Consider the following 23,398-nt stretch of genomic DNA (forward strand, 5'->3'; position numbering starts at 1 on the left):
GAATTAAGGCAGCCTCTAGGGTATGAGCCCAGTACAATACCGGGCTCATACCCTAGAGGCTGCCTAATGAAACGACCTGTCTAACTTTCGGGGGTCACTTCATCTATTCCCTACACTTTTATATAAAATCAATATTATAAAGTAGGATTCAACAACTTCTTACAGAATTCTATATTTAATACGTATTGGACGGATTATTTTCAAGTTCCTCTATAAAAAAGGGAGGTCATACAATTGTGAAATTTGTACAAGAACAAAGATTAACTGTCAAGACAACTTTTTCAAAAGAATACAAGATTTTTATTTTGGGTTTACTCATTTCACGAATCGGGGATTCACTATATACTTTTGCACTGCCTTGGATTGCCTATCAATTAACTGGTTCAGCTGTAATTATGAGTTCTTTATTTGCTGTTAACGTATTGCCAATCGTTTTATTTGGCCCTTTAGTTGGTGTACTAGTTGATCGATATGATCGAAAAAAGTTACTTTTGATATCAGATATTACCAATATTATTTTAGTAAGTCTCGTACCAATTTTACATGCATTACATCTATTAGAAGTCTGGCATTTATACGTAATTACTTTTATCTTAGCAGTTATGTCCATGCTTTTTGATGTAACAACAGTTACAGTCATTCCACACATCGCAGGTGCATCATTAACGAAGGCTAATTCTTTATATCAAATGGTTAATCAATTGGCTAGTTTGTTTGGTCCAATCATAGCTGGGCTTTTCATATCTTTTATTGGCGGCTTTCAAGTACTTTGGATTAATGTTCTTTCATTTATTGCTACATTAATTGCTGTGATTATATTACCTTCTATGAAAAACTTAAATAAAAAGAATACTAATAAAAAAACATTGCAAAATGTACTAAATGATTTGCTTGATGGTTTTAAATGGCTCAAAAATGATCGGTTAAATATAGCTTTGTCACTTCAAGCTATGGTAGGTAACTTTGGAGCAAGTGCTGTTTTAGGTGTACTTATGTATTATTTATTATCGACATTAAATCTTACCTCCGCACAAAGTGGCTATAATTATACTTTAATAGGAATAGGTGGGCTTTTAGGAAGCTTAATTGCCGTTCCTTTAGAAAAGAAATTTCGACGTGGTGTACTTATTCCTTTACTCCTATTTTTAGGAGCGCTTGGGTTAACATTTGCTTTGTGGAGTACATATTGGCTTGCTCCCGGAATTGCTTTCGGAATCGCGATGACATGTAATATCACATGGAATACGATTGTTACATCAATTCGGCAGGAAACTGTTCCATCCAATTTGCAAGGGCGTGTTTTAGGTTTTTCTCGTGTACTTACACGATTATCTATGCCATTGGGGGCATTAGTAGGTGGAATTATTTCAGCCTACAATCCTGTATTTATATTTGCTTTAGCTGCTTTTACTAAAATAATTGAAGTCTTTATTGCCTTATATAGTCCGATACGAAAACTGTAAAGATGAAGATTTATATATTTTGAGATATTAATAAAATAAAAAAGGCATAAAACATGCCTTTTTTTATTACTTATTTGTTTATTGGATAACAAACTTCTGTAACCCACTTATTAGGATCCGATTCCATCGCTGGGCTCACATGATAAATATTAAACATTGGGCCTGCTAATTCGTAACCTTCTGTCTCAATCCATTTTGCCGCAGCTTCATTTACAGTTGTCATCTGTTCATAACTTCCATTAACTGTTATGGAAGCTACATGAGTTGATTCAATCTTTTTAAATGCAACGTCTTTTGTATTTTCGTGCTTACCAAGAATACTTAGCTGTATTTCTATATCTACATCATTTTCTTTGTATTCACTATCATGGAAAACCGCAATACTATAACTTGGATGGTCAATACTAATATTTCCTATTTGAATTTCTTGCATCAATATACTCCATAAATCACCTTCGCAATTATACGATGGGATAATCTTTCTAACACTAGCTACAGTTCTTTCTGGAATTTCTTTTATTGAAACATGATAATTCATCTCAACAACATCCTCTCTCATCATTTTCATTGAGTCTTCGAGGAGACGGAACTGTTTTTGGAGGTTATTCATGTCTTCTTTAACTTGAGCACTACGATTAAAAAATTTCTCTTTTATGGTATCTATATTATCGCATTCTATTATTTCTTTAATAGTAGCAATATTAAACCCCATAGCTTTTAACGTTTGAATTTGATTTACTTTTTTTAATTGGTCTGCTGAATAAAATCGATATCCACTCTGCTCATCGACTTTTACTGGTTGTAGTAATTCCACTTTATCGTAGTGTCTCAACATTCGTATACTAATGGAAGATAGTTTTGAAAAATCCCCTATTTTAAACATGATTTCCTCCTATAAGTTACATCTACTTTGAAGCTCAACTTTATCTTAAACAATGACATTGTGTGAGGGTCAACTGTTTATAACGTTTGAATTATATTTCTTTAATTATTTACCCTTATATACTCTTCTGTCTTATGCCTATAAAGATTGATAATAATCCGTTCACAGCTAATAAAATTACTATAATACTTGTAAGTAAACCTACATCTGCCGCAAATATTTTTATCGTACGCCATGGTGAGCTTGTACAATAAGTAAGAAGTGGGATGAAAATAATAGATAATAGTAGGAATAGAGCCCCTACGAATAACCAAGTTAATTTTTTTACAGTTTCCTTATGTTTATATTTTTTAATTAACATAATTGATGAAATGAAAAGCGCGAGTATAACTGTAGACATAACAATTTGTGTAAATGGTATGCTTTTATGGGGATCAACCGGTTCTTCTTCATTCAAAATATTAATAATCCCCTTTTTTAATACTGAAAGTGCTGGTTCTTCTAATACATGATTTTTATTTGTTAAAATCACACCACCCCAGCCACTTTTATTTAAAGTAAATATTTCTGTACGAGCATCGGGCGTTGATCCTGAATGCCAAATCATCGTTTCGCTTTCATTTATACTTGTTGTTCTTAATCCAAAACCATAGCTTTTTTCTGAATTTATGTTATAAAGTGGTGTAAGATAAAGGTCGATGTTTTCTTTCTTTAAAAATTGAGTATCTTCTTGTCGATTCAAAAACATAATAAATTGAATCATATCTTCCAAATTTGCGGTAATATAACCATACGGTGCCCCGGCATTATCATAGGATACTACACTTTTTCTTGGTATGCCAAACCATGACTGATAACCTGTTAAATAGCCTTTTTCATATGCAGTTTCTTTACTTGCTGCCGCACCATTCATATTTAATAGCTGAAAAACATGTTTTTCCATATATGAGGAATATGTATCATTTGTAATTTCCTCAATAAGTGCACCTAAAACAATATAATTCGCATTACTATATTGATATTTTTCTCCTGGTAGAGCAGTTAATTTTACATTTGAAAGTCTCATTACATTTTCTTTTAATGCTGTAGAACTTTTGGATTGCTTATCTGATATTAATAAGCCTTCATATGTGTTTATTCCGCTTGTATGAGTTAAAAGGTGTTGGATTGTTATAGATGAGGATATTTGAGAATCTTTTAGTTTAAACCAAGGAAGATGTTGTTGAACTGAATCCTCTAATTTTATCTTTTTGTCTTCTATTAATTTTACTATAGCTAAAGCTGTTAAAGATTTGCTTATTGAGCCGATTGCAAATGGTGTTTTACTAGTTATTTTTTTTTCAGATTCCCCAGTAATCCCCCACGTTTTAGTGAAGAATACATCTTTATTATGTACAATTGCAACAGCAGCCCCTGGAATATTCTGTTCCTTTATAAATTTTTCAATATACTTATCTAAAGTAGCTTTAATATCTTGCTGAGCATATGCTTTTGGATAAATGATACATAATACTATTACATTACAAAGAATATAGATTTGAAATAGTTTATAGATAGTTTTCTTCATTATACTTTAGATAGCTTTCTTTTTTTATAACTTACTAAGCTAATAAACACTACTACAGAGAGCATAAAGCTAATCATTATTAATAAAACGTTCCACCATTGATTCTCTGATATGCGATATAAAATATTATAATTAAATGTATTTTTGCTATTAGTTGAATTAAATGATTCAGTTAAAAATATTGAAAATGTAGTTTGCGAGATGAGGTAAGTAATAATTGCGATGAATATGCCACGTAAGATAAATGTGTTGAATTTTCCTTTTTCATTTTGAAGTTGTTTCATTTTAACTTGTAAATCAATTTCATTTATTTCTATAAAATCTTTAACAAATAATTGAGGGGTACCTAAATCATCTATACTGTCTTCACCATGTTCATGACACTCTTGAATATGTTCTAATATTTGTCTCTTAATATTTTCCCTTTCTTCTAAACTAATATCGTATTGCTTTAATTCCTTAAGTACGTCTCTTAAAAATTGCTTTTCTTTACCTATCAATTTATTCCTCATTTCAGAAGGTCTCCTTTCAAACCACTTTTTAATAATGTTTGAATGTCCAATTGCAATTCTAACCACTCATTAATTTTCTTCTCAAGACGTATTTTCCCATTTTCATTAATTTCATAATAAATCCTCACTTTACCACTGTCTGTTACCTCTTGATAAGTGTTAACCCACTCTTGATTTTTCAACTTAGTTAAAATAGGATAAATACTTCCTACTCCTTTCAATTTTAAATTGTTTATTTCAAGTTCTTTCATAATCTCATAACCATAACTTTTCTTTTTCGACAAAATAGATAATACACACATTTCTAAATGACCTTTAATTAAACTTGTTCTATCCATAGGATAAATTTAACAGAAATATATACTTCATTCAAGTATATATTTCTGTTAAATTTAAAAAATCAGACAATGAAAAATAGATTAATAAACAAAAACATATCACTTACGAACCATTTTAAACCTTAATTTTCGTTTTTATAATATAATAATTACATAATATATTAATCGTTTATCACTATTTGTTTTGTATCTCTCCTTCCATATTACTTCTTTTCTTATTGAAAAATATTGTATGGAGACATAAAAATACTAAAAGATCCAATTTCTTAATTTTGATATTAAGAAATTGGATCTTCTTTCATTACCTTGTATTAATCATACTGCGCTAATATATACATTATAAAGAATATATGTTTTATTAATTTATGTTAATAAAACATATATTAATAAAATTTACTGATTACTCTCAAGACATTCATAAACCGCCATCATATCTCGTTTATCCAACTCACGTATGCGATTGAAAATGGGTATTTGTCCAACAGCTTCTGTTAATAAGCTTTCATTCACAACATCACTTACTTTTCCAGTTAACCACGTTTGTACATCCACGCCCTCGACAACTTCTTTTAACCCTTCGTCATTAATACCACTTGCATTACAAGTTACACATGGAATTGTTAGTTTAAAGACACCATCATGTAGATTATCTTCGGTTATCACTTTCTTACCTTTACAAAATGGACATGGATTACTTTTTTTAATTTTATTAATTTGGGTAACTAATTTTTTGTATCCAAACGCTTCGTATACATACGTAAGTTTTTTATATTTACCATTTGTGAAATACTTATCTATAATGGTTTCTCTCGTTTCATAAACATTAGGGAAATCACAAACAGTTACCTGATTATTAACACTAATGGATTCGATATTTCCTTTTATTTCGCTCCAGAATGGTAAGACATTTTGTAACACCATTTCATAGTTTGAAAAGCTTGCTTGTTCTAATTCAAACATTTTCAATGCAACTTGTGCTTTTCTTGGCAATAAAGAAACATCTTCCGTCAATACCATATCGCCACCAACAATAGACTTCAATTTAACAAGTGCCGGTAAATCACCAACTATTTTCAATACTTTATTAATAGGCTGATTGATTATTTCACGAATATCTACGTTACCAAATTTAAGTGGTTTATGATGATTTAAAACCGTCCCCTCACAAATTGGACATTTCATCATTTTTTTTGAACTCTTAATTTCTTCTTTAATAGGTGCTTTTGAAATAACAATATATCCACCAATAATTGTATTAAACCCTACCCATGTTCTGCGTGTCTTTCCTTTTTTATCATAAAATGATTTTTCAAAATATCCGTACCAAAACGTATGCTTTTCTTCTTCTGACATATCATTATAGCTCTTTGACAAATCGTGACCAAGCTCATTTTTTATTTCTTCGAATAGAAATTCTATTTTTTCATGCTGATAAAATTTTAATACCTTCATGATTTCTTGATCGAATAGCCCATCCCAAAATGGAACACTTTTATCTTGAATGGCAATATCTTTATCAAAAACTTCAATTTGAAGACGTCCAGAACAAGATGGACAATGATTGTCCTGTGAATAGAAATCAAAACTTCTCGTATCTTTATTAATTGGATGAGCAGCTACAATATGATTAATTAATCCACCAATCTCATATAAGAAACTATATTGACTATATAAATGTCTTTCAAGATCAATAGCAATAACAGGTGCGATTGTATCAGATTCATATTCACCATAAATTAACCTAGCCATTGATGATAAACTTTTTAAAATACCGCCCTTATAAACATTTTCGGCATTTTTAAAATAGTTAATATGATTTTCTTCTAAATAGTGAACTCCTTTTTTCTGCTTAAGCATTGAAGAGATATTTATTTTCTCTGTGCTATTCACATTACTTTTTTGACGATAGTAATCCTCATGATTAACAACATCCAAATGCTCTACAGATTCATTCTGCCTTTTTCCAAAATCAACTATATAATCAGAGCTTTCTAACATGTAACGATTATGCTCAATCATAATGATAGAAACTGATTCATCTTGCAGAATACCTCTAATACTATCGATAAATTGATTTAAAATATTTTGTGATAAACCTTTTGAAGGCTCATCAAAAATGAATAATGTATGTGGATTTCTAGTGTTTGCAAATAATTCCGAAACTAAATGAACACATTGAAACTCACCTGTCGATAATGTTTGTGTTTTTCTCTCTAATGTTAAATAGCCAAGTCCTAATTTAATTAGTAGGCTCAAACGTTTATAAGCGATATCTTCATTTGGAAGTTCATCAATAATATCCTCAATCGAGCGCTCAAAAATATCATCAATGTCTTCACTATACTTTGTTAGTTTCTTTTTAATATCTAGGAAAGTTGCTACAGTTGATCGACTTGTAATTGATTGATTTCGGTCTTGTCCCACCATAACTAATTTATCTTTTGGATATCTTTTCAAGAAATCTGTAGCTAGACATTCATTGACAAGTGTAGATTTCCCACATCCTGATTCTCCTGTAACCGTTACCAGCCTGTTTTTAGGAATTTGAAACTCCTCCATTTGGATATTACGGCAATATAAATCATAGAATGTATAATATTCTGTTGGTATTTCTTTATTTCGATCCCACAGTATTGACTTTGGTCTTGGTGATTCTTTCACAATTTTCCCGCCATATTTTCCGCTACCAGGTCCAAAGAACAATTGCTCATCAGTTGTATCTAGTACCGTATCTGAATGATCAATAAGCCAAATTTGATTTTTACACCCTAATCGTTTAATCTCTTCCAAAATTTGCAATAATGTTTCATGATCAAGTCCAACTGAAATCTCATCAATAATAATTACAGCATTTTCACTTACTGCCATGAATTCAGCCAAATAAAGTCGTGTTAACTCTCCACCTGACAATGTACCCATAATTCGATTTAATGTTAAATAACCAATGTTCATATTAATAATATTTTGCAGTATATGCTGTTTTTCTTCACTAATATTTAATTCTTTTGCTAGTGAAAGAATAGATTCAACACTTAAACCATTAATATTTGAAATTGAATGCGGCTTGGCCAACAAATCAATTTCATGTTGTTCAATTTCTTCACTATAACGTTTTCCCTTACATTTTTTACACTCAACATTTTTTGTAGTACCACGGCCTTTACAACCAGTACACCAGCCTAATTGATTATTAAATGAAAAGACCTCTGGAGAAAGATTAAATACTTCAGCAAGTTTTTCCCGAACCTCTGTAAAAACACCAGTATGAGTACCAATCGTTGAACGCGGATTAGATGAAATCGATGATTTTCCTAGAAAAAGTACTAATGGCATTTCTTCCATCTTAATAGCACTAAAATTTGTTTCCATAATGTTAGGAAATAAATATTGATATTCAGCCTTTGGTAATAAAGAAACTAATCGTTTTTTTGACTCTTCACCAATTGTTTGGCAAAAAGTTGTTTTACCCGATCCAGATAACCCAGCAATTCCAAACGATTTATTAAACGGTATAGTTGCATCTAATTTATTTATGTTATTAGCAATTAATTGATTTACTTTCATATTAACCTCTATTCTTATTTATTCACAAAAGCATTTTTAAAATATAATAATTACATAATGAATATTACCTATTATACAATTATCCTCTCACTTCATGAATCTTATCCTTGTATATTCCAAACCATTGTTGCCATTCATCTTTAGAAAATTCTTTCTCTTCTCCTTCTAAAACAGAAGAAAAAAGATTTAAACAAATATGCTAACCAGCTAAATCCCTCGGTGTATGATCTGTTAATTCATGAATGTACTCTTTAAGGAATAAAAGAGTACCATTTTCCTCTTTATGTATTTCAAATCGGACACGATCTTTATCCCAAGTAAATTCAAGTACTGAGTTTACTTGACACTCTAAAATATCAATGTTTATGAATGAACCGTTCATCATGTCGAACTTTATTATTCCACCCGTTTTAAGGCTTTCAATCTGTAAATTGGACATCCATTTTTTCAGCTTACTGTTTTCTGTTAATACAGACCAAACTTCTTCTGCCGTATATGGAAATTGGCGTTCAAATTTCACAATATATCCATCATTTAGTTTCCCAATTTCAGCTATCATTTTGATTGCCTCCTTATACAGAATATATGTTCTCATTTCATTTTACACGAATATAAATATAAAATAAATATTTATGTCAACGAAGTGTTAATTTAAAGTGAATGACGCTAAGAAAAACTTAAATATTTTCTAAATCGAGTTATATAGTATTGAAAATTAAATATAGATTTACGTACAAATAAAAAAGCCGCATTTGCGACTTATGAAATCATAGGATTAACTCCTTTTTTGGTTGAATGATTAGCGCTTAATCGCATCGACAATTAGCGATGGAAAACCAAGTTTATCGCCTTTATTTCTAGAATCATACCTTTTCGAACGGAAAATAACACCGTCGTTTGCATCCCATTCGTTGTAATAAAACTGACCATTTTCATCACAATATTCAAGTAAAACTACCTCGAATCCAGCAGTTTCAAACATTTTCGTTAATGTTTTATAATTATGAACGATTTTATGACTTGCTGCTGGATGATCTTTCGGACCGGGTCCCCCTATTTGAACTATATTTTGATATACCTCATCCTGAAAGAATGCATCAGGGACTCCGCACCGAATATGACCAGATGGTTTTAAAAATTCATAACAGATTTCAGCTGCTCTTACACCTTCTTCAAAAGTAAGGTGTTCCCATACATGCTCAGCTAAAATAGCTGAAATAGAGTTGTATTCAAATCTTTCTTCCCACGTAGCTTTATCTAGTAAGTTAAGTTCATCTTCTTGCGTTTGAATCCAGCCTGGATTATTATTAAACACTCCAGCTCCGACAACTACTTTAATTTCGTCTTGTTTTATTGCCACCATGTTCACCTCTTAAACATTTTAATTCATTAATATATTCTATGTTTACTAATATCCTTCCTCCTTCAACAAATGTAGTAACATGAGTCCAGTACAATACCGAACTCATGCCCTAAAAACTCTCTAACGCAACAATCTGTCTAACTCTATAAAATTAGTTCATAATATACGATTTTTCTTACAGAAATATAGCACACCAAACATTAGCATAATACCAATTACGTAAAAAATTGTTGTTCCGCTCCCACCAGTATTAGGAATTACCCAATTATTCTTCGCATTTTTCACTGTTATTTTTTGTGTCTTTACTGCTTCTGTAATTTCTATTTCTATTGGATCTCTAAGTAACATGTATCCATTCGGTGCTTTTATTTCTTTAATCGTATACTTTCCAATTGCTAATTGGTTGGAAATTACCTTTCCTTTTTCATCCGTTATTAATCTACTAAGTTCTTTCCCTTCTTTATCTAACACTTGAAATACAGCGCCTTTTAGCTTTAATTCACTATCCTTATCATCAACTTTTTCAATTTCAAATTGCCCAGTCGGATCTGGCAATTTCTTATTTTCTATTTTAATTTCTACTACTGTATCTTTTTCTATTTTTACAGCTATTTTATCTTTTAATAATTCATAACCTTTAGGTGCCTCTATTTCCACTAGGGTATAGTTTCCTATTGGTAAGTCCTTTGATATCATTTCTCCTTTTTCATCTGTTATTAACTCTCCAACTACTTTTCCTTTTGCATCTTCTATATGAAACTTTGCCCCTGCTAGTTTTTTATTTTTATCACTTATGTCTACTTTCACAAGCTTCATTTTTCCCATTGGATCTGGCAATTTCTTATTTCCTATTTTAATTTCTACTTCTGCATCTTTTTCTATTTTTACAGTTATTTTATCTTTTAATAATTCGTAACCTTTAGGTGCTTCTACTTCCACTAAGGTATAGTTTCCTATTGGTAAGTCTTTTGATATCGCTTCTCCTTCTTCATTTGTTACTAGTTCTCCAACTATTTTCCCATTTAAATCTTCAATTTTAAACTTTGCTCCTGCTAGCTTTTTATTTTTATCACTTATGTCTACTTTCACAAGCTTCATTTTTCCCATTGGATCTGGCAATTTCTTATTTCCTATTTTAATTTCTACTTCTGCATCTTTCTCTACTTTTACAGCTATTTTATCTTTTGATAATTCGTAACCTTTAGGTGCTTCTTTTTCCACTAAAGTATAGTTTCCTATTGGTAAGTCTTTTGATATCGCTTCTCCTTCTTCATTTGTTACTAGTTCTCCAACTATTTTCCCATTTAAATCTTCAATTTTAAACTTTGCTCCCACCAATTTTTTATTATCATTATTACTATCAACCTTTTTTATTTTTACTTTTCCTGTACTAGGCTTGTTCCAATGGTTCCAGTTAAATTTGAAATTGTGAAACTCAAATCCACCAGTTTGTTGTACCGCACCAACAAATGCTTGTCCATTAATCGAACCGCCTTTTGTTTCTAATACAGCATTGGGAGCAAACACACTCCCAACTACACCATATCCCTCTGTTGTAATTTTTTTCGCATTTGGAAAAACCCAAATCATTTTCCCATTTAGCTCAGTAAACGGGGAATTAGGCGAATATGGTTGTGATGTAGGAACTATATCTGTAGCCTTTCCAATATTGTTCGTGTCATATAGAATAGACCCATTTTTAAATGTAACCTCTATTGCATCTGAATACATTACAATAAAATCTTTGTCCTTAGCATTGGGCAAAAATACATCTCTTATATCTACACTGATTTTCCCTGTCAATTCTGATGAAACATAAATATTAGGATTGTTTATATCTTTTCCGATTCCATGACTCATATTTGGAATTGGGGTATTCGTTTTATATTGACCTGCATTTTTACTAACTTGGTTCACTATATTGCGAAATTCATTAAATTTCGCGTCAATTTCTAGTTTTTCTTTATAAACGATACGATCATAAGAAGATTGTATGATGCGATCTGGATCACTCTCTTTTGTCATTACGACTATTCCGTTTTGAATGATAAAAGATTCTTCTCTTGATTTTTTTAGTTTTCCAGACAATAACAAGGACGGATATCCCTCATCAACCCATTTTTCACCTACTATATTAGATGTTCCTGCTGCTGCACCTACAATCGTATACCCCGATGCATCCATATCACCTTGAACTGCAATTGCTCCTTCAATGTCGCCACCTATTGCTTTATGGTTACCAAAGACAACAGCATTATAACGCGATATATCTCCTAGACCTTCTAAGGTAGTCGTGGATCCATATGCTTCTTTTGGTACATATACGACAAAACTTACACTTAACATTAACAAAACAATAAAATGAATACTTACCAGCTTTAATCGTAGCCTCAATTCCTTTGTTCCCACCTTTACCGTATTTTTTTTATAATCGAATAAAATGAATTTTTATTAATGATGATTTACTTCATCCCCTATATACCGTCTTTACTTATCTTTGAATTTCCGGTCCCACTTCCCATTAATGCAGGATAAATACATTCTATCGAGTTAACTTTTTCTTATAAATTACGACTAGAAGCACACATAACAATAGGATTGTAACTATTACAGTCCACTTATTAAATATAAATATCTCTGTACTCACTTTTTGTTTTTCTTTCTCGTTTAACTCCACGCGCTCACCTCGAACTAGCAATCTATTGGTGTTTACTCCATAAGGCGTACACGTAATTAAAGTTGTATAATCTTTATTTTCTACAATTTGTAGATCGTCCGTTTCATGTGGTAACACTACTTTAATTTGATCTACTTTATAAGCAAGAACTTTGTCTAAAGAATGAATATAAAAAAGATCTCCTTTGCTCAACTTATCTAAATCTGTAAATAATTTTGCTGATGGTAAACCACGATGCCCTGTTAAAATAGTATGCGTACTTTCTCCACCTACCGGGAGCGAAGAAAAATCTAAATGACCTATCCCGCGACCCAATACTTCCTCAGAGGTCCCTTGATAGATTGGCAGTTTTATATTAATTTTCGATATTTCAATATACCCCATTACATCTCCTAAATTTAACACATCAGCATACGCTTGATGATTACTTTTTTTTTCAGAAAATGGATCTGTAAATGTTTTCGCAGAAGTTTGAACTTGTTTATTATATTCGGCTGCTTCTTTTTCCCTACGTTCGACTTCTTTCTTTTGTAATGCTTTAATCTTCTTATCGTAAGAGCTAATCTCAGAATAATGTGCACGAGTCGCCAACCAATTACTAATAGTAGGATATAAAAAAATACCTAATCCAAATAAAAAAATACCCCCCAAAACAAGATTTCGTTTCATATTTCCACCTCTGTATATGCTTAAATATCGAAAAGAGGGAAGCATTTTGCTTCTCCCCTTTTCCCATAGTTACATGTTCCTAAAATCTTAATTTCTAGCAAACTTTTTTCTAAAGAAAACAAATGCCGCTGTAAGCATTAACGTAAGGCCTATTACAGTAAAAAGAGTCGTTCCTATGCCACCCGTTACCGGAAGAATCCATCCACTTTTATTATTTTCAATCGTCAATTTAACCGTTTGATTATTTTCACTAATCTTTACATCAATGGGGTCTTTTAATAATTGATAAGATGCTTTTGTACCATCTTCTTTTGTATATGTTGGTGCTTTCGTTTCAAAAATTTGATAGTCTCCATATGGAATGTTAGACCATTTAATAACACCATTTTCATCTGATACACCTGTTACTTCTTTTCCTGCTACGACAACTATTTTTCCATTATTATCTTTAAGTACAAACTCTGCACCTTTTAATTTATTCTTATTAGCACTATCAATTTTTGTTAACTCAATTATTCCAGTTGTCGGAATAACAACTACAGGTTTAGATTCCTTTTCTCCAATTACATCATTTTTATTTGTAAAATGTATTTTTGCTGTATTTAAAATTTCCGAACCAGATGGTACTCCTTCTTTTACTTGGGATTTAATTTGCAAATGAAATTCTTTTTTACCATCTAATTTTGTGAAATCTTTTACTGTAGCTGTTACTTTTTGACCTTCTATAGCTACCTCAACAACGTTTGCATTTACTTCTGCTCCATCAATTTTCACGATTGGCTTTCCTTGAATCACTAAACGATTATCCAAAGTATCTGTTACCACATATTTTTTGTATTCCTTAATGTCTTCTGGAATTAATGTTTTAATATCATAATTATAATTAGTTAACGGATTTATTGGTAACGCTTCCAATTTTCCGTTAATTTTTTTATCAATTGTTGGTTCTTCATTGTTTTTCACTTCTATTTTAACTACTGTACCAGAAGTAATAGTTCCATCTTCATTAATTGTTCCGGAGTTCTTAACAAAAAACTCACGTTTAGTTGGATCTATTACGTAGCCTTTCGGAGCTTTTGTTTCTTGGAAATAGTATTCACCATACTCCAATCCTTGCACGCGAATATGACCATTAGCATCTGTTACTAACTCTTTTTTCACTTCTGTACCATCTTTTTTAAATAAAGAGAATACTGCACCTGCTAATGCTTTTTCATTTACACCAGTTTTTATTAAATCCACTGCACCACGTTTAATCTCATTTTTGGGATACATGTGAACATCATAGTTTAGCACCTTACCCTCTTTATTCGTTAATGGGATATCCACTGTATACGTATTGGGATTTAGATTAACATGTGGAGGTCCTGCCACTTCTTTCACCTCATAACGTCCTAGCGGAAGATCTTTTAATACAGCTTGTCCGTTATCATCTGTTACTACTTGATTTGGAGTGGCTCCCATTACAGGTTTCACGTCTTCTTTTACGATTTTCCCATCGTTTGAAATTTTTTCAAAAGAAGCAACCCTTTTCACTTCAAACGTTACACCTTTTAATGGTTTCACATCTTTTGGCACCTCTTGATTTGCAGAACCGTCACCTTCTAGTCCCTGCGCTCCATCTTTTTCTTGTTCATACTTATGAATCGTTAAAGTACCTTTAGATGGTGAATCTGCCTTTACTAATACACTAGACCATGTAGAAAATGTTAAGAATAACACTAAAAGCACACTAAATATTTTTTTCATTTCTCTTATCCCCTTTACTACTTCTATCATTTTAAAAATTTCTTTATTACTATTACCTTCTTAAAAGCAATAGTGTGCCAAGTATCAGATTTAAACGAATAACATAAAACATAGTCGTCCAACAATCCATTGTTTACAATCACTTATTCACTTTTCTTATCTTCTATTATTACGTTGTCTCTCCGCATGATATATGTAATTTTCTCCCCTAAATTACACGTATATCCCTATTTCAAGAATCATTACATTTGTTACATAATAGCTTTCACTGCTAATTTCGACTAGTCACTTACTGTCAATCTATTCATATCTCACTTCCTATCCCTATTTAAAATCCAATCTTAATCATTTTTTGATACATATAAGTAATAACCAACAAATAAGTGTGACGATTCATATTTTACGTTACTGTCCAAAACTATTACCTGTATATTCAAATAATATGTGCTATTCATGTTAAATTATGGTATTATTCTTAGAAGTTTATAACTTTTATTTATATTTTTTATTGATAAAGGTTTTCCGTATCTACTTATGAAAAAGGAATATATGTTTATTTAACTATTACGCATAACTGTAAGGAGGAAGAATATGACTAAAAAACTCAGTCTAGTTGAGATAGAGTACATTTGCAATATGTTTTTTCAATCTTTCGAAATTCCAGTTTGTTTTTTAGATTGTAACAAAAATATTCTTTTAGAATTTAAATCCAAAAATGATTCACATTCGTTATATACATCAAAAATAGAACAGTTACATATGCTTTTTCAGAGAAATGATACATATAATTCCCCCATCTTCAGAACTCACGAATATCTAGGGCACTTTATTTTAATTCACATAAAGAGCGATTATATGGTGAACGGTACTGTTATTATTGGGCCCTTGACACATGTAAATTTTTCTACAAGTAAAGCGGATAGTAACCTTAATTTTATTCCAAATTATAAAAGAACAAGAGACCATTATTTTTCATTGTCAGTCAAAGATCAAAATTTCTTTGTAAATATAGCGATATTGTTCTATAACATTCTCTATAAAAAAAATTCAGATGTAAGCACCTTTTCAAATAACAGTGACTCACTTCATATAAGTCATAGCAGCATCTTAAACGAAGATGTATATATTTCAATGCAAAAAGACGAATCCATTTATCATAATTTATATATAGAGCAGCAACTACTTAGTTCTATAGAAGACGGGGATAAAGAAACCGTCCTCAAATATTATTACGAATTCCAACAAGAGACTCTTTCATCTTTATCTTCATTCCATCAATTAAGACGTCATAAAAACATTTGTATTTCATCCATCACGCTCGCTACTAGATATGCGATAAAAGGGGGACTTCCATCTGGGATTGCTTACAAAATTTATGATTTACATATTCAAAGAACAGAAGATTTAAAAGACAAAGAATCTGTTTGGGATTTATTAAAAAATGCTTTTTGTACCTTTGCAGACCGTGTAAAGGCACAAAAAACACAGCAACATTCACAGACTATTGCTATTTGTAAAAACTACATTTTTAAAAATATTTACAATCCAATATCTGTTAAACAACTTGCTAAATTTGCAAATGTGAATTCAGATTATTTATCTATATTATTTAAAAAAGAAGTCGGTATTTCATTAATTGAGTACATTCAACGTGAACGAGTCGAAGAAGCAAAGAAATTATTAACTTTCACCACCTATCCCTTATCAGATATATGCGCTTCGCTTAATTTTAGCGATCAAAGTTATTTCACTAAAATTTTTAAAAAATTCACCAATGAAACACCTGGTAAATACCGAAAATCTCATGTTGTCATTTAGAGTGACACTTCCATTAAAACAAAGTGTTTTCAGTAACTTATCAATGGCAAATTAGAAGTACTCCTATATTCATGAGCTATAGGATTTATACTATTTTCAAATCAAAAAACACGTTACTATTCTTTTATTTTAATGAGAATAGTAACGTGTTTTATATGTAATATAGTTCTGTAGACAGAATAGTATCCAACTGCAAATTTTTATAAAAGCCAAATGTACCGCTTAACTATTAAAATCTTAATAAGTAAAAAATCCATATTTCGTTTTATTTACTTTCTACTTTATTTCTTTTGAATACTGAACTCTTTTCTTCAAACGAATGATCCCTACTATTATTTTTGTATCTTTCTAAATTTGCGAATCAAAGTGAGTACTGTACCTGCAATAATCATCAATATGCCGATTGCTGCACTGTTAGTTGTACTTACACCCGTCTTTGGCAGCTCCTTATATGTATATTCTTTTTTATCGGTATTACTGTTATTTGAGATATTATTGTTATTTGTCTTATTAGCAAGACCATTAGGTTTGCTAGTTTCTTTATCTTTCACTAATACTTTTTGTATCGTATTTACCTCATTACCCACGGAATCTCTTACACTATATATTATTTCATAAATACCGGCTTTATTTGTATCTATAGTTCCTTCATACGCTACTTTAGAAGTAAGGTCACCGTCTTCTTTGTCAGTAGCTGATACTCCTATCAACGGATCAAATTGATCACCCTCAGTAATTGAAGTTGTAGCAGGTACTTTTAGTATTGGTTTATCATTTTTAACTTCTTCTCTAACTTTGACCGTTACAGTTTGCTTCGCCGTTACTTCATGGCCTTTTGAATCTGTAACTGTGTATTTTAATACGTAAGTACCGGCTTTATTTGTATCTACTTCACCATCAACTTTGATTTTAGAAGTAAGATCACCGTCTTCTTTATCGATAGCTAATACTTCTGCCATTGGAACAAATGAATCTCCTACATGAATTGTCGCTCCAACAGGCACTGTTAATTTAGGTTCTAAATCTGATGTTTCGCCATTTCCCTCTACAATTACAGTCTGTGTAGCCGTTGCATTCCCCCCTTGAGAATCAACAACCAGGTATTCCACAATGTATGTACCTGGTTTTGAAGTATCTACATCGCCTTTATGCTTTACTTTATTTGTTAAATCACCATCTTCTTTATCAACAGCTTTTACATTTCTCATTGGATCAAACGTATCACCTACACGTAGTGTAATCGTAAACGGTACAGTTAACTCTGGAGGTTGGTTTTCTGCTGTTTTTTCGTTTTCTTTCACCGTTCCTGTAATTTTTGCCGCATCAAAAGCATTTTGGACTGCTTGAACTTCAATTGAGTTCGTTCCATATTTATTAGCTGCGACTTTAAGGCATGCCAATTTCAATTCAGAGAAATCAGAAGTCATGTTTAATTCATCAGTATTTGCATAATAGAAAATATCAAACATTTTATCTTCACCAATACCATTTACATTTACACCGTTATGAGTACCACCTTGTGCAATTAAATACGCAACTTTATTAATAATACTTGAATTAAAATGTACGCCTCCATAATCCTCTCCATTTAAATCATTATATTTACTATAATCATCGGGATACGGTAGTCCTTCTGAAAAATTAATTGCAGTTGGATTTTTCATATTACGAAAAGTCGATCCAGTTTGCTCTCCTATTGTCCAGTTAAATTCCCCATTATTTATGTATTTCTCTATAGCCGTTCCCATAATATCCGATAATGCCTCGTTAATTGCCCCAGATTCTCCTGAGAATTCAAGGTTAGATTCACTTGATGTAACTGCGTGTGTAAATTCATGACCGGCTATATCGAACGCTTTTACCATAGGATCTCCATATAAAAGCATACTGATGTTATTAATATTAGTACTAAATGCATTCTCCCAATTTTCAGGATCATTTGTTCCTCCAGAATCCCATGCATGTACAACTGAAACTACTTTTTTTCCTTTATTATCAAAACTATTACGATTATATTTTTCTTTATAAAAATCATATACCTTTGTTGCTAAGAAATGAGCGCTTACCGCCTTTGGATCATTAAATGTTGTTGAAGCGCTAGTTGCTAGTATGCCAGGATAATAACTTTCTTCATTTGTAATATCTCTATAATTTACATCATATGTCTCAATTCCTTGCCCTCTTGTGTAATCAGCAAGCGCATAATTCCCACTGGTCTGTTTAGAAATACCAAATGTACGAGTTACGCCTAAATCATCTTTTCCTGTTCCAGTTAATGATGTGAAATTGCTAGTTTTATTTTCCTTAACGGATTCAACATACTCTTCACTTATTTTCAAACTTGATTCTTGTACCATATCTTTTAACATATCGCCATTATGAGCATTCACTAAATAAGTTCCAGATACATAATTTGGTGTTGTAGCAGCAAATGTAACTTGATATGCATTGCTAGCCTGCCCATGATTTTCATCAACAAAAATAACCGCCTTAACTTCTGGTTCAGAAATAAATTTAATGTCGTTTCCGTACTTTTTATAAATATATTGTTTCGCTTCTTCTTTTGATAAATTAATAGGTTTCTTTAAATCTTCTTGTGTTAAATTTTGTGCGCTAGCTCCTGAAATGCTTTTAATAATACCTTTTTTATCTACGTGAGCAGTTAACTGGTGGCCATACACTTCTTTTCCTTCATATATTTGTTGCATGCGCACAAGTGTAGTTCCATCATAAGAACCACGTTTTTGAAGAACCTTGTAATCTACTCCTGTTTCTGCACTAACTTGTTTTGGAGACAAAGCATGCTCCGTATTTTCCTTAAGTGCATCTTTCACTACATTCTCTGGCGCCTTTTTTGATGGTTGTGTAAGATCACCTGTACGGAATGAATCCTCTTGAATTTCAACTTGCATTTGACCAGGTTCCTCTGCATGACCTACTCCATATGGTGTTACACTTGTTAAAACAAATCCTGTTGTTAATGCAACTATAGCTATTTCTTTTTTATTTCCCATGGTATTTACCTCGTATAAATTTCTATTATTTATATGAAACTGCTAAAATGTATACAATCTATTCCTAACATAAAAAGATGACTTTTGTAATCTACAAAAGCCACCTCTTCAATATATAATATCCCTAAAATGTTTTTAATACATAATTTCTATACAAAAAAGAAAAAAGCATTCATTAACGAGCATTTTGCAATACTTTTATTAGGTCATTTATATTTTCAACTTTCTGCTGAAACTGATCAAATCTGTTATGTAGCGATGAAGGATTTTTATCTTCAGTTGAAATAACTTGTTTTAATTCATTTTCTAATTTATCATACATATCAAAAAAATTATCAAATTCTACACTTACAAGCTCTTCATTTTCGCGATAGAATCTTTTTGCTTCTATATAAGTCATATATGATTTATTTAAAAATCCTAATGAAATTAAATATTTAGAAGTGTTTTCTTGATAAATAGCAATATCACATGCTATTTTAATATCAGAATAAGTCTTTTGAACGAGACAATGCAATTCAAAAATCTTAAACTTTAATCCATTATTCATTTCATCCCCTCCCATCGTATCTATTCTACATAAAATTAGAATATTATACAAAGAAAATTATTAGCATAAAATTGACAATTTAAAAAATAACTTAAGGATAAACAAAATCCCTCTCATTATAAATTATAGTTGCGGAGCATTTACCAACATAACAGCAAAATAAAAAACGAAAAGAATAAATCTTTCCGCTCTTAGAGTAATAAATACATTTCATATTGCGCTAAAGAATTCTTTTCAAATCCACATTTCTTTAAAAAACCCTCCAATAAATTATTGTTAGGAAACCCAATTGATAAACTTGATAAATGTAATTCTTCTCTTGCTACTTGTAATAATTTCATCCCAACACCAATATTTCTATAATCTTTGTCTACGAAAATAAAACTAATTTTACCTTGTTCATTTACACATAGAGAGCCTTTTAAGTCATTATCGACATATGCACCATAAAATACATTATTTGTTTGTTCGATATAATCAATATCATTTTGCCAATTTATATGGAAGTTTAACCATTTCTGAATTTCATCTTTAAAAGTTGGAAATTCTAATTGTTTTACTTCAATATCCTTACAATCTTTATTCATTATTTTAGTCAAATCATTTAAATTATAATAAGAAAGATCGTACACTTTTTCATAGCCCAACTTATTATAAAAATGAATCGCTCGGTCGTTTCCTACAATGACTTCGAGAAAAAGTTGCTTACATCCATGTTGAATCGCCTCTTCTTTATGCAGTTCAAATAATTTTTGACTCACACCAATACCGCGGTAATTAGGATGAACCGCTAATGTTCCGCAGCGCATAGTCTTTATACTTTCATAATCTTTTATACCACCTAATATTACGCCAACTGATTTGTCACCGTCTAAAGCAAGAAAAGAATGTTCTAGCAAATTACCTTCTGGTCCCAAAAAACGGTGTATAAAATCCCCTTTTGAAACTTCCATCTTAATAATATAATCGGAAAATCCATCTTTAAAAGCTTCATATACTAAATCAATATTTACTTCACTACACCTTTTATATTGAATCATATAAAATTGCCCTCCAATTGCTTGTATTAACCTCAACATGTACCCATATAATATATTCCATCTATTATAAATTTCAGCTCTTAATTTGAAATGAACGGACATTTCCCTACATATAACTCACTTTTAATTTGTTTTATAACAAACTATCTATTATTTACTACATTAATCTCATAAACACGTAAAAAAGCAATTAAATGCTCACATGCTCTTTCGCATGCTAGCATTTTAAAGATTTTTTGTTCTTCTTTCGTTTTATCATTAGCCTGATCTGAAGCAGCTTTTAAACATAGAAATGGTTTTTTATTTATTTGACACACATAGGCGAAAGCTGCTACTTCTTGATCAACTGCCAATGCTCCATATACGGTATGGAGTAAATATCTCATTTCCGAACTACGAATACGTTGATCTCCTGATAAAAATGTGCCGAAATGTATCGGATCATACGATCGTATTTTTTTTATTCTTCTTACAAGTGATTTTGTTGTTTCAATAGGTGCTGTTCTACCGTTATATAAATTAAAAACATCTTCCCCTGAACCAGCAGCAGTAACATCGTGTTGTATTGCGCTTAGTGCCACTACAATATGACCGTTTTGCACCTTGTTTGATAAACTTCCGCATATTCCTGTCATAAACAACTCATCTGGCTGAAACTCACTAATTAACAATTGTACACAACTAGCGCAGCTTACTTTACCAACACCAGTAACAACTGATATAATTTCCAGCTCATTAATAGTATGAAAATGAAATTCCCAAGCTGCTCTTTTTTCAACACGTTCACTTGGATAATGTTGATGCAAATACGTCAGTTCTGGTTCCCATGCAGATACAATTGCAATACGTTTCATTACACGCTTCACTTCCCCTATTGTCATTTAAATAAGTTATCTATATTTTCTCGTTCATAATCTGGAATCCATTCTTTGTATTTCTTATATAAATCTCGTATTATTTCTTTATTCTTCGCAATTACTTCACATCCTCTATCATCATACATAAACATGACAATATCTTTCGTTGCATTTATGAGAAATACATTTGGATAAGAAATTTCTTTTTTTCGTCCAAATCGAGGATACAGAGCAGAGAAATCCTCATGATTAGCAACTTGTATAAGCGATTCATATTTAATATGTTCCGCAAGGCATTTTAAAGAAAAATGATATGTACAATATAAATCTGCTTCTTCATCTTCAAATAAAAACGGTAACGTTTCTTATCTTATATGAAATCTTAAATCTCTTTTCTTAATATATTTATTGTATACATTTATTTTCTGTGGAGTTTTTATATTTTCCTTTTTAAATCTATAAACATTTGTCACTACAAACACTACATCTTCTTTTGAAAATATGTCTTCAAATAAGAATTTATTATATGTATATAGTTGAGAAAAGTATTCCGTATTTAAATTGTCGGTTCCTTCTACAATTTGATATTTATCTTTTCCAAAATCAAATTGTAAATGATTTTCCCACTAAGAATATAAGTAGGGTACTAATGTAACTCCTGGAAATGTTTGATTCATATATTCTTTTAATTGCATTTCCTTGTCCTTTCTACTGTACAATTCCTTTTAAATCCCAGTATGCTTCTTCTAGCCATGGATGTATAACTTTCAATGTATCTTTCCTTTCCCACAAATATGAAATATATACAAAAGCTGCTTTTTCCAAAGATTTTTCCAATCCTTTTTTTATTTCTATTAAATATGGTGGTGTCCCTTTTTGATCCCATTCTATTTTATCTGCAACAAATAATACTAAATCCATCTTCGTTGCATGTTTACGCAACGTTGTGTGGCAACAAATTGCATTTAAAATCTCTTCATCTTCTACTTTAAATATTTCTTTTGCGATTACTCTCGATAGTTTTTGATGAATGATCATAGGAAACTTTCTTTCTGCTTCCACTATTTCTACACCAAATTCTTCAGCAACTGCAATCCACTCCTCGTTCGGAAAAATGCCACTAATATCATGTAAATATCCTGCAATTGCTGCTTTTTCTTTATCTACGTGAAACTTTTCTGCAATCTTTTTTGCCTCATTTGCCACACGAATTGAATGTTTATATGTAAACTCTTTATTATATTTTAGTAGAAAAGCTTTAATATCATTTTCTATTTTTCCAGTTGGAGTAAATGAATATATATCATTACATAACATAGAAAATCCCCCTTATA

16 protein-coding genes and 2 pseudogenes are annotated in these 23,398 nt (G+C 31.1%); 2 read left to right on the forward strand and 16 right to left on the reverse strand.

Features of this window, described 5'->3' with window-relative positions; all coding sequences use genetic code 11:
• Window positions 1-236: 236 nt before the first annotated feature.
• Window positions 237-1,463 carry an MFS transporter gene (locus tag D1166_RS22395; protein WP_098318584.1) on the forward strand — a complete coding sequence of 409 codons (1,227 nt, stop codon included), beginning with the start codon at window positions 237-239 and terminating at the stop codon, window positions 1,461-1,463.
• A gap of 70 nt (window positions 1,464-1,533) precedes the next feature.
• On the opposite strand, the gene D1166_RS22400 is transcribed toward D1166_RS22395, so the two are convergent.
• The 10 genes and pseudogenes from D1166_RS22400 to D1166_RS22445 form a co-directional block, all read right to left on the reverse strand.
• The gene (locus D1166_RS22400) at window positions 1,534-2,346 is read right to left on the reverse strand and encodes a MerR family transcriptional regulator (RefSeq protein ID WP_098318583.1); all 813 of its coding nucleotides are present in this window, start codon (window positions 2,344-2,346) and stop codon (window positions 1,534-1,536) included.
• 115 nt (window positions 2,347-2,461) lie between these two features.
• Window positions 2,462-3,913, reverse strand: a complete 1,452-nt coding sequence (locus tag D1166_RS22405) for a serine hydrolase domain-containing protein (RefSeq protein ID WP_000751428.1) — start codon at window positions 3,911-3,913, stop codon at window positions 2,462-2,464.
• On the reverse strand, window positions 3,913-4,425 hold the full coding sequence (locus D1166_RS22410; RefSeq protein WP_001244705.1) for a hypothetical protein: 513 nt from the start codon (window positions 4,423-4,425) through the stop codon (window positions 3,913-3,915). Before D1166_RS22410 ends, D1166_RS22405 begins: the two co-directional genes overlap by 1 nt.
• Window positions 4,422-4,763: a PadR family transcriptional regulator gene (locus D1166_RS22415; RefSeq protein WP_000376286.1), complete on the reverse strand. Its 342-nt coding sequence runs from the start codon at window positions 4,761-4,763 to the stop codon at window positions 4,422-4,424. The genes D1166_RS22410 and D1166_RS22415 overlap by 4 nt, the downstream gene beginning before the upstream one ends.
• 393 nt (window positions 4,764-5,156) lie before the next feature.
• Window positions 5,157-8,327, reverse strand: coding sequence for an ATP-binding cassette domain-containing protein (locus D1166_RS22420; protein ID WP_098318582.1), 3,171 nt, complete (start codon window positions 8,325-8,327; stop codon window positions 5,157-5,159).
• A gap of 79 nt (window positions 8,328-8,406) precedes the next feature.
• Window positions 8,407-8,886, reverse strand: a pseudogene (locus D1166_RS22425) (SRPBCC family protein).
• 240 nt (window positions 8,887-9,126) lie between these two features.
• The gene (locus D1166_RS22430; protein ID WP_000225725.1) at window positions 9,127-9,690 is read right to left on the reverse strand and encodes a class I SAM-dependent methyltransferase; all 564 of its coding nucleotides are present in this window, start codon (window positions 9,688-9,690) and stop codon (window positions 9,127-9,129) included.
• Window positions 9,691-9,846: 156 nt separating this feature from the next.
• Window positions 9,847-12,084, reverse strand: coding sequence for an MSCRAMM family protein (locus D1166_RS22435; protein ID WP_118043433.1), 2,238 nt, complete (start codon window positions 12,082-12,084; stop codon window positions 9,847-9,849).
• 148 nt (window positions 12,085-12,232) lie between these two features.
• Window positions 12,233-13,036, reverse strand: a complete 804-nt coding sequence (locus D1166_RS22440) for a class C sortase (RefSeq protein WP_080296745.1) — start codon at window positions 13,034-13,036, stop codon at window positions 12,233-12,235.
• An 87-nt stretch (window positions 13,037-13,123) separates the two neighbouring features.
• Entirely contained in the window at window positions 13,124-14,785 is a 1,662-nt protein-coding gene (locus D1166_RS22445) for an LPXTG cell wall anchor domain-containing protein (RefSeq protein ID WP_000719305.1), read from the reverse strand.
• A 591-nt stretch (window positions 14,786-15,376) separates the two neighbouring features.
• On the opposite strand from D1166_RS22445, the gene D1166_RS22450 reads away from it, so the two are divergent.
• Entirely contained in the window at window positions 15,377-16,603 is a 1,227-nt protein-coding gene (locus D1166_RS22450; RefSeq protein WP_000162832.1) for an AraC family transcriptional regulator, read from the forward strand.
• A gap of 332 nt (window positions 16,604-16,935) precedes the next feature.
• Here D1166_RS22450 and D1166_RS22455 read toward each other — a convergent pair whose 3' ends face one another.
• The 6 genes and pseudogenes from D1166_RS22455 to yqeK form a co-directional block, all read right to left on the reverse strand.
• Complete coding sequence (locus D1166_RS22455; RefSeq protein WP_098318671.1) at window positions 16,936-19,617, reverse strand: M4 family metallopeptidase; 2,682 nt, start codon at window positions 19,615-19,617, stop codon at window positions 16,936-16,938.
• Window positions 19,618-19,792: 175 nt separating this feature from the next.
• On the reverse strand, window positions 19,793-20,167 hold the full coding sequence (locus tag D1166_RS22460) for a hypothetical protein (RefSeq protein ID WP_001059023.1): 375 nt from the start codon (window positions 20,165-20,167) through the stop codon (window positions 19,793-19,795).
• A 191-nt stretch (window positions 20,168-20,358) separates the two neighbouring features.
• The gene (locus D1166_RS22465; protein WP_098286710.1) at window positions 20,359-21,207 is read right to left on the reverse strand and encodes a GNAT family N-acetyltransferase; all 849 of its coding nucleotides are present in this window, start codon (window positions 21,205-21,207) and stop codon (window positions 20,359-20,361) included.
• A 143-nt stretch (window positions 21,208-21,350) separates the two neighbouring features.
• Window positions 21,351-22,088: a phosphorylase family protein gene (locus D1166_RS22470; RefSeq protein WP_002101023.1), complete on the reverse strand. Its 738-nt coding sequence runs from the start codon at window positions 22,086-22,088 to the stop codon at window positions 21,351-21,353.
• Window positions 22,085-22,759: pseudogene (locus tag D1166_RS22475) on the reverse strand (DUF3885 domain-containing protein). Before D1166_RS22475 ends, D1166_RS22470 begins: the two are co-directional and overlap by 4 nt.
• A 13-nt stretch (window positions 22,760-22,772) precedes the next feature.
• Window positions 22,773-23,381, reverse strand: coding sequence for a bis(5'-nucleosyl)-tetraphosphatase (symmetrical) YqeK (yqeK, locus tag D1166_RS22480; RefSeq protein ID WP_098318672.1), 609 nt, complete (start codon window positions 23,379-23,381; stop codon window positions 22,773-22,775).
• Window positions 23,382-23,398 lie beyond the last annotated feature (17 nt).

The organism is Bacillus sp. ISO11, assembly GCF_003458115.1.
In the GTDB taxonomy this organism is placed as follows: Bacteria; Bacillota; Bacilli; order Bacillales; family Bacillaceae_G; genus Bacillus_A; species Bacillus_A cereus.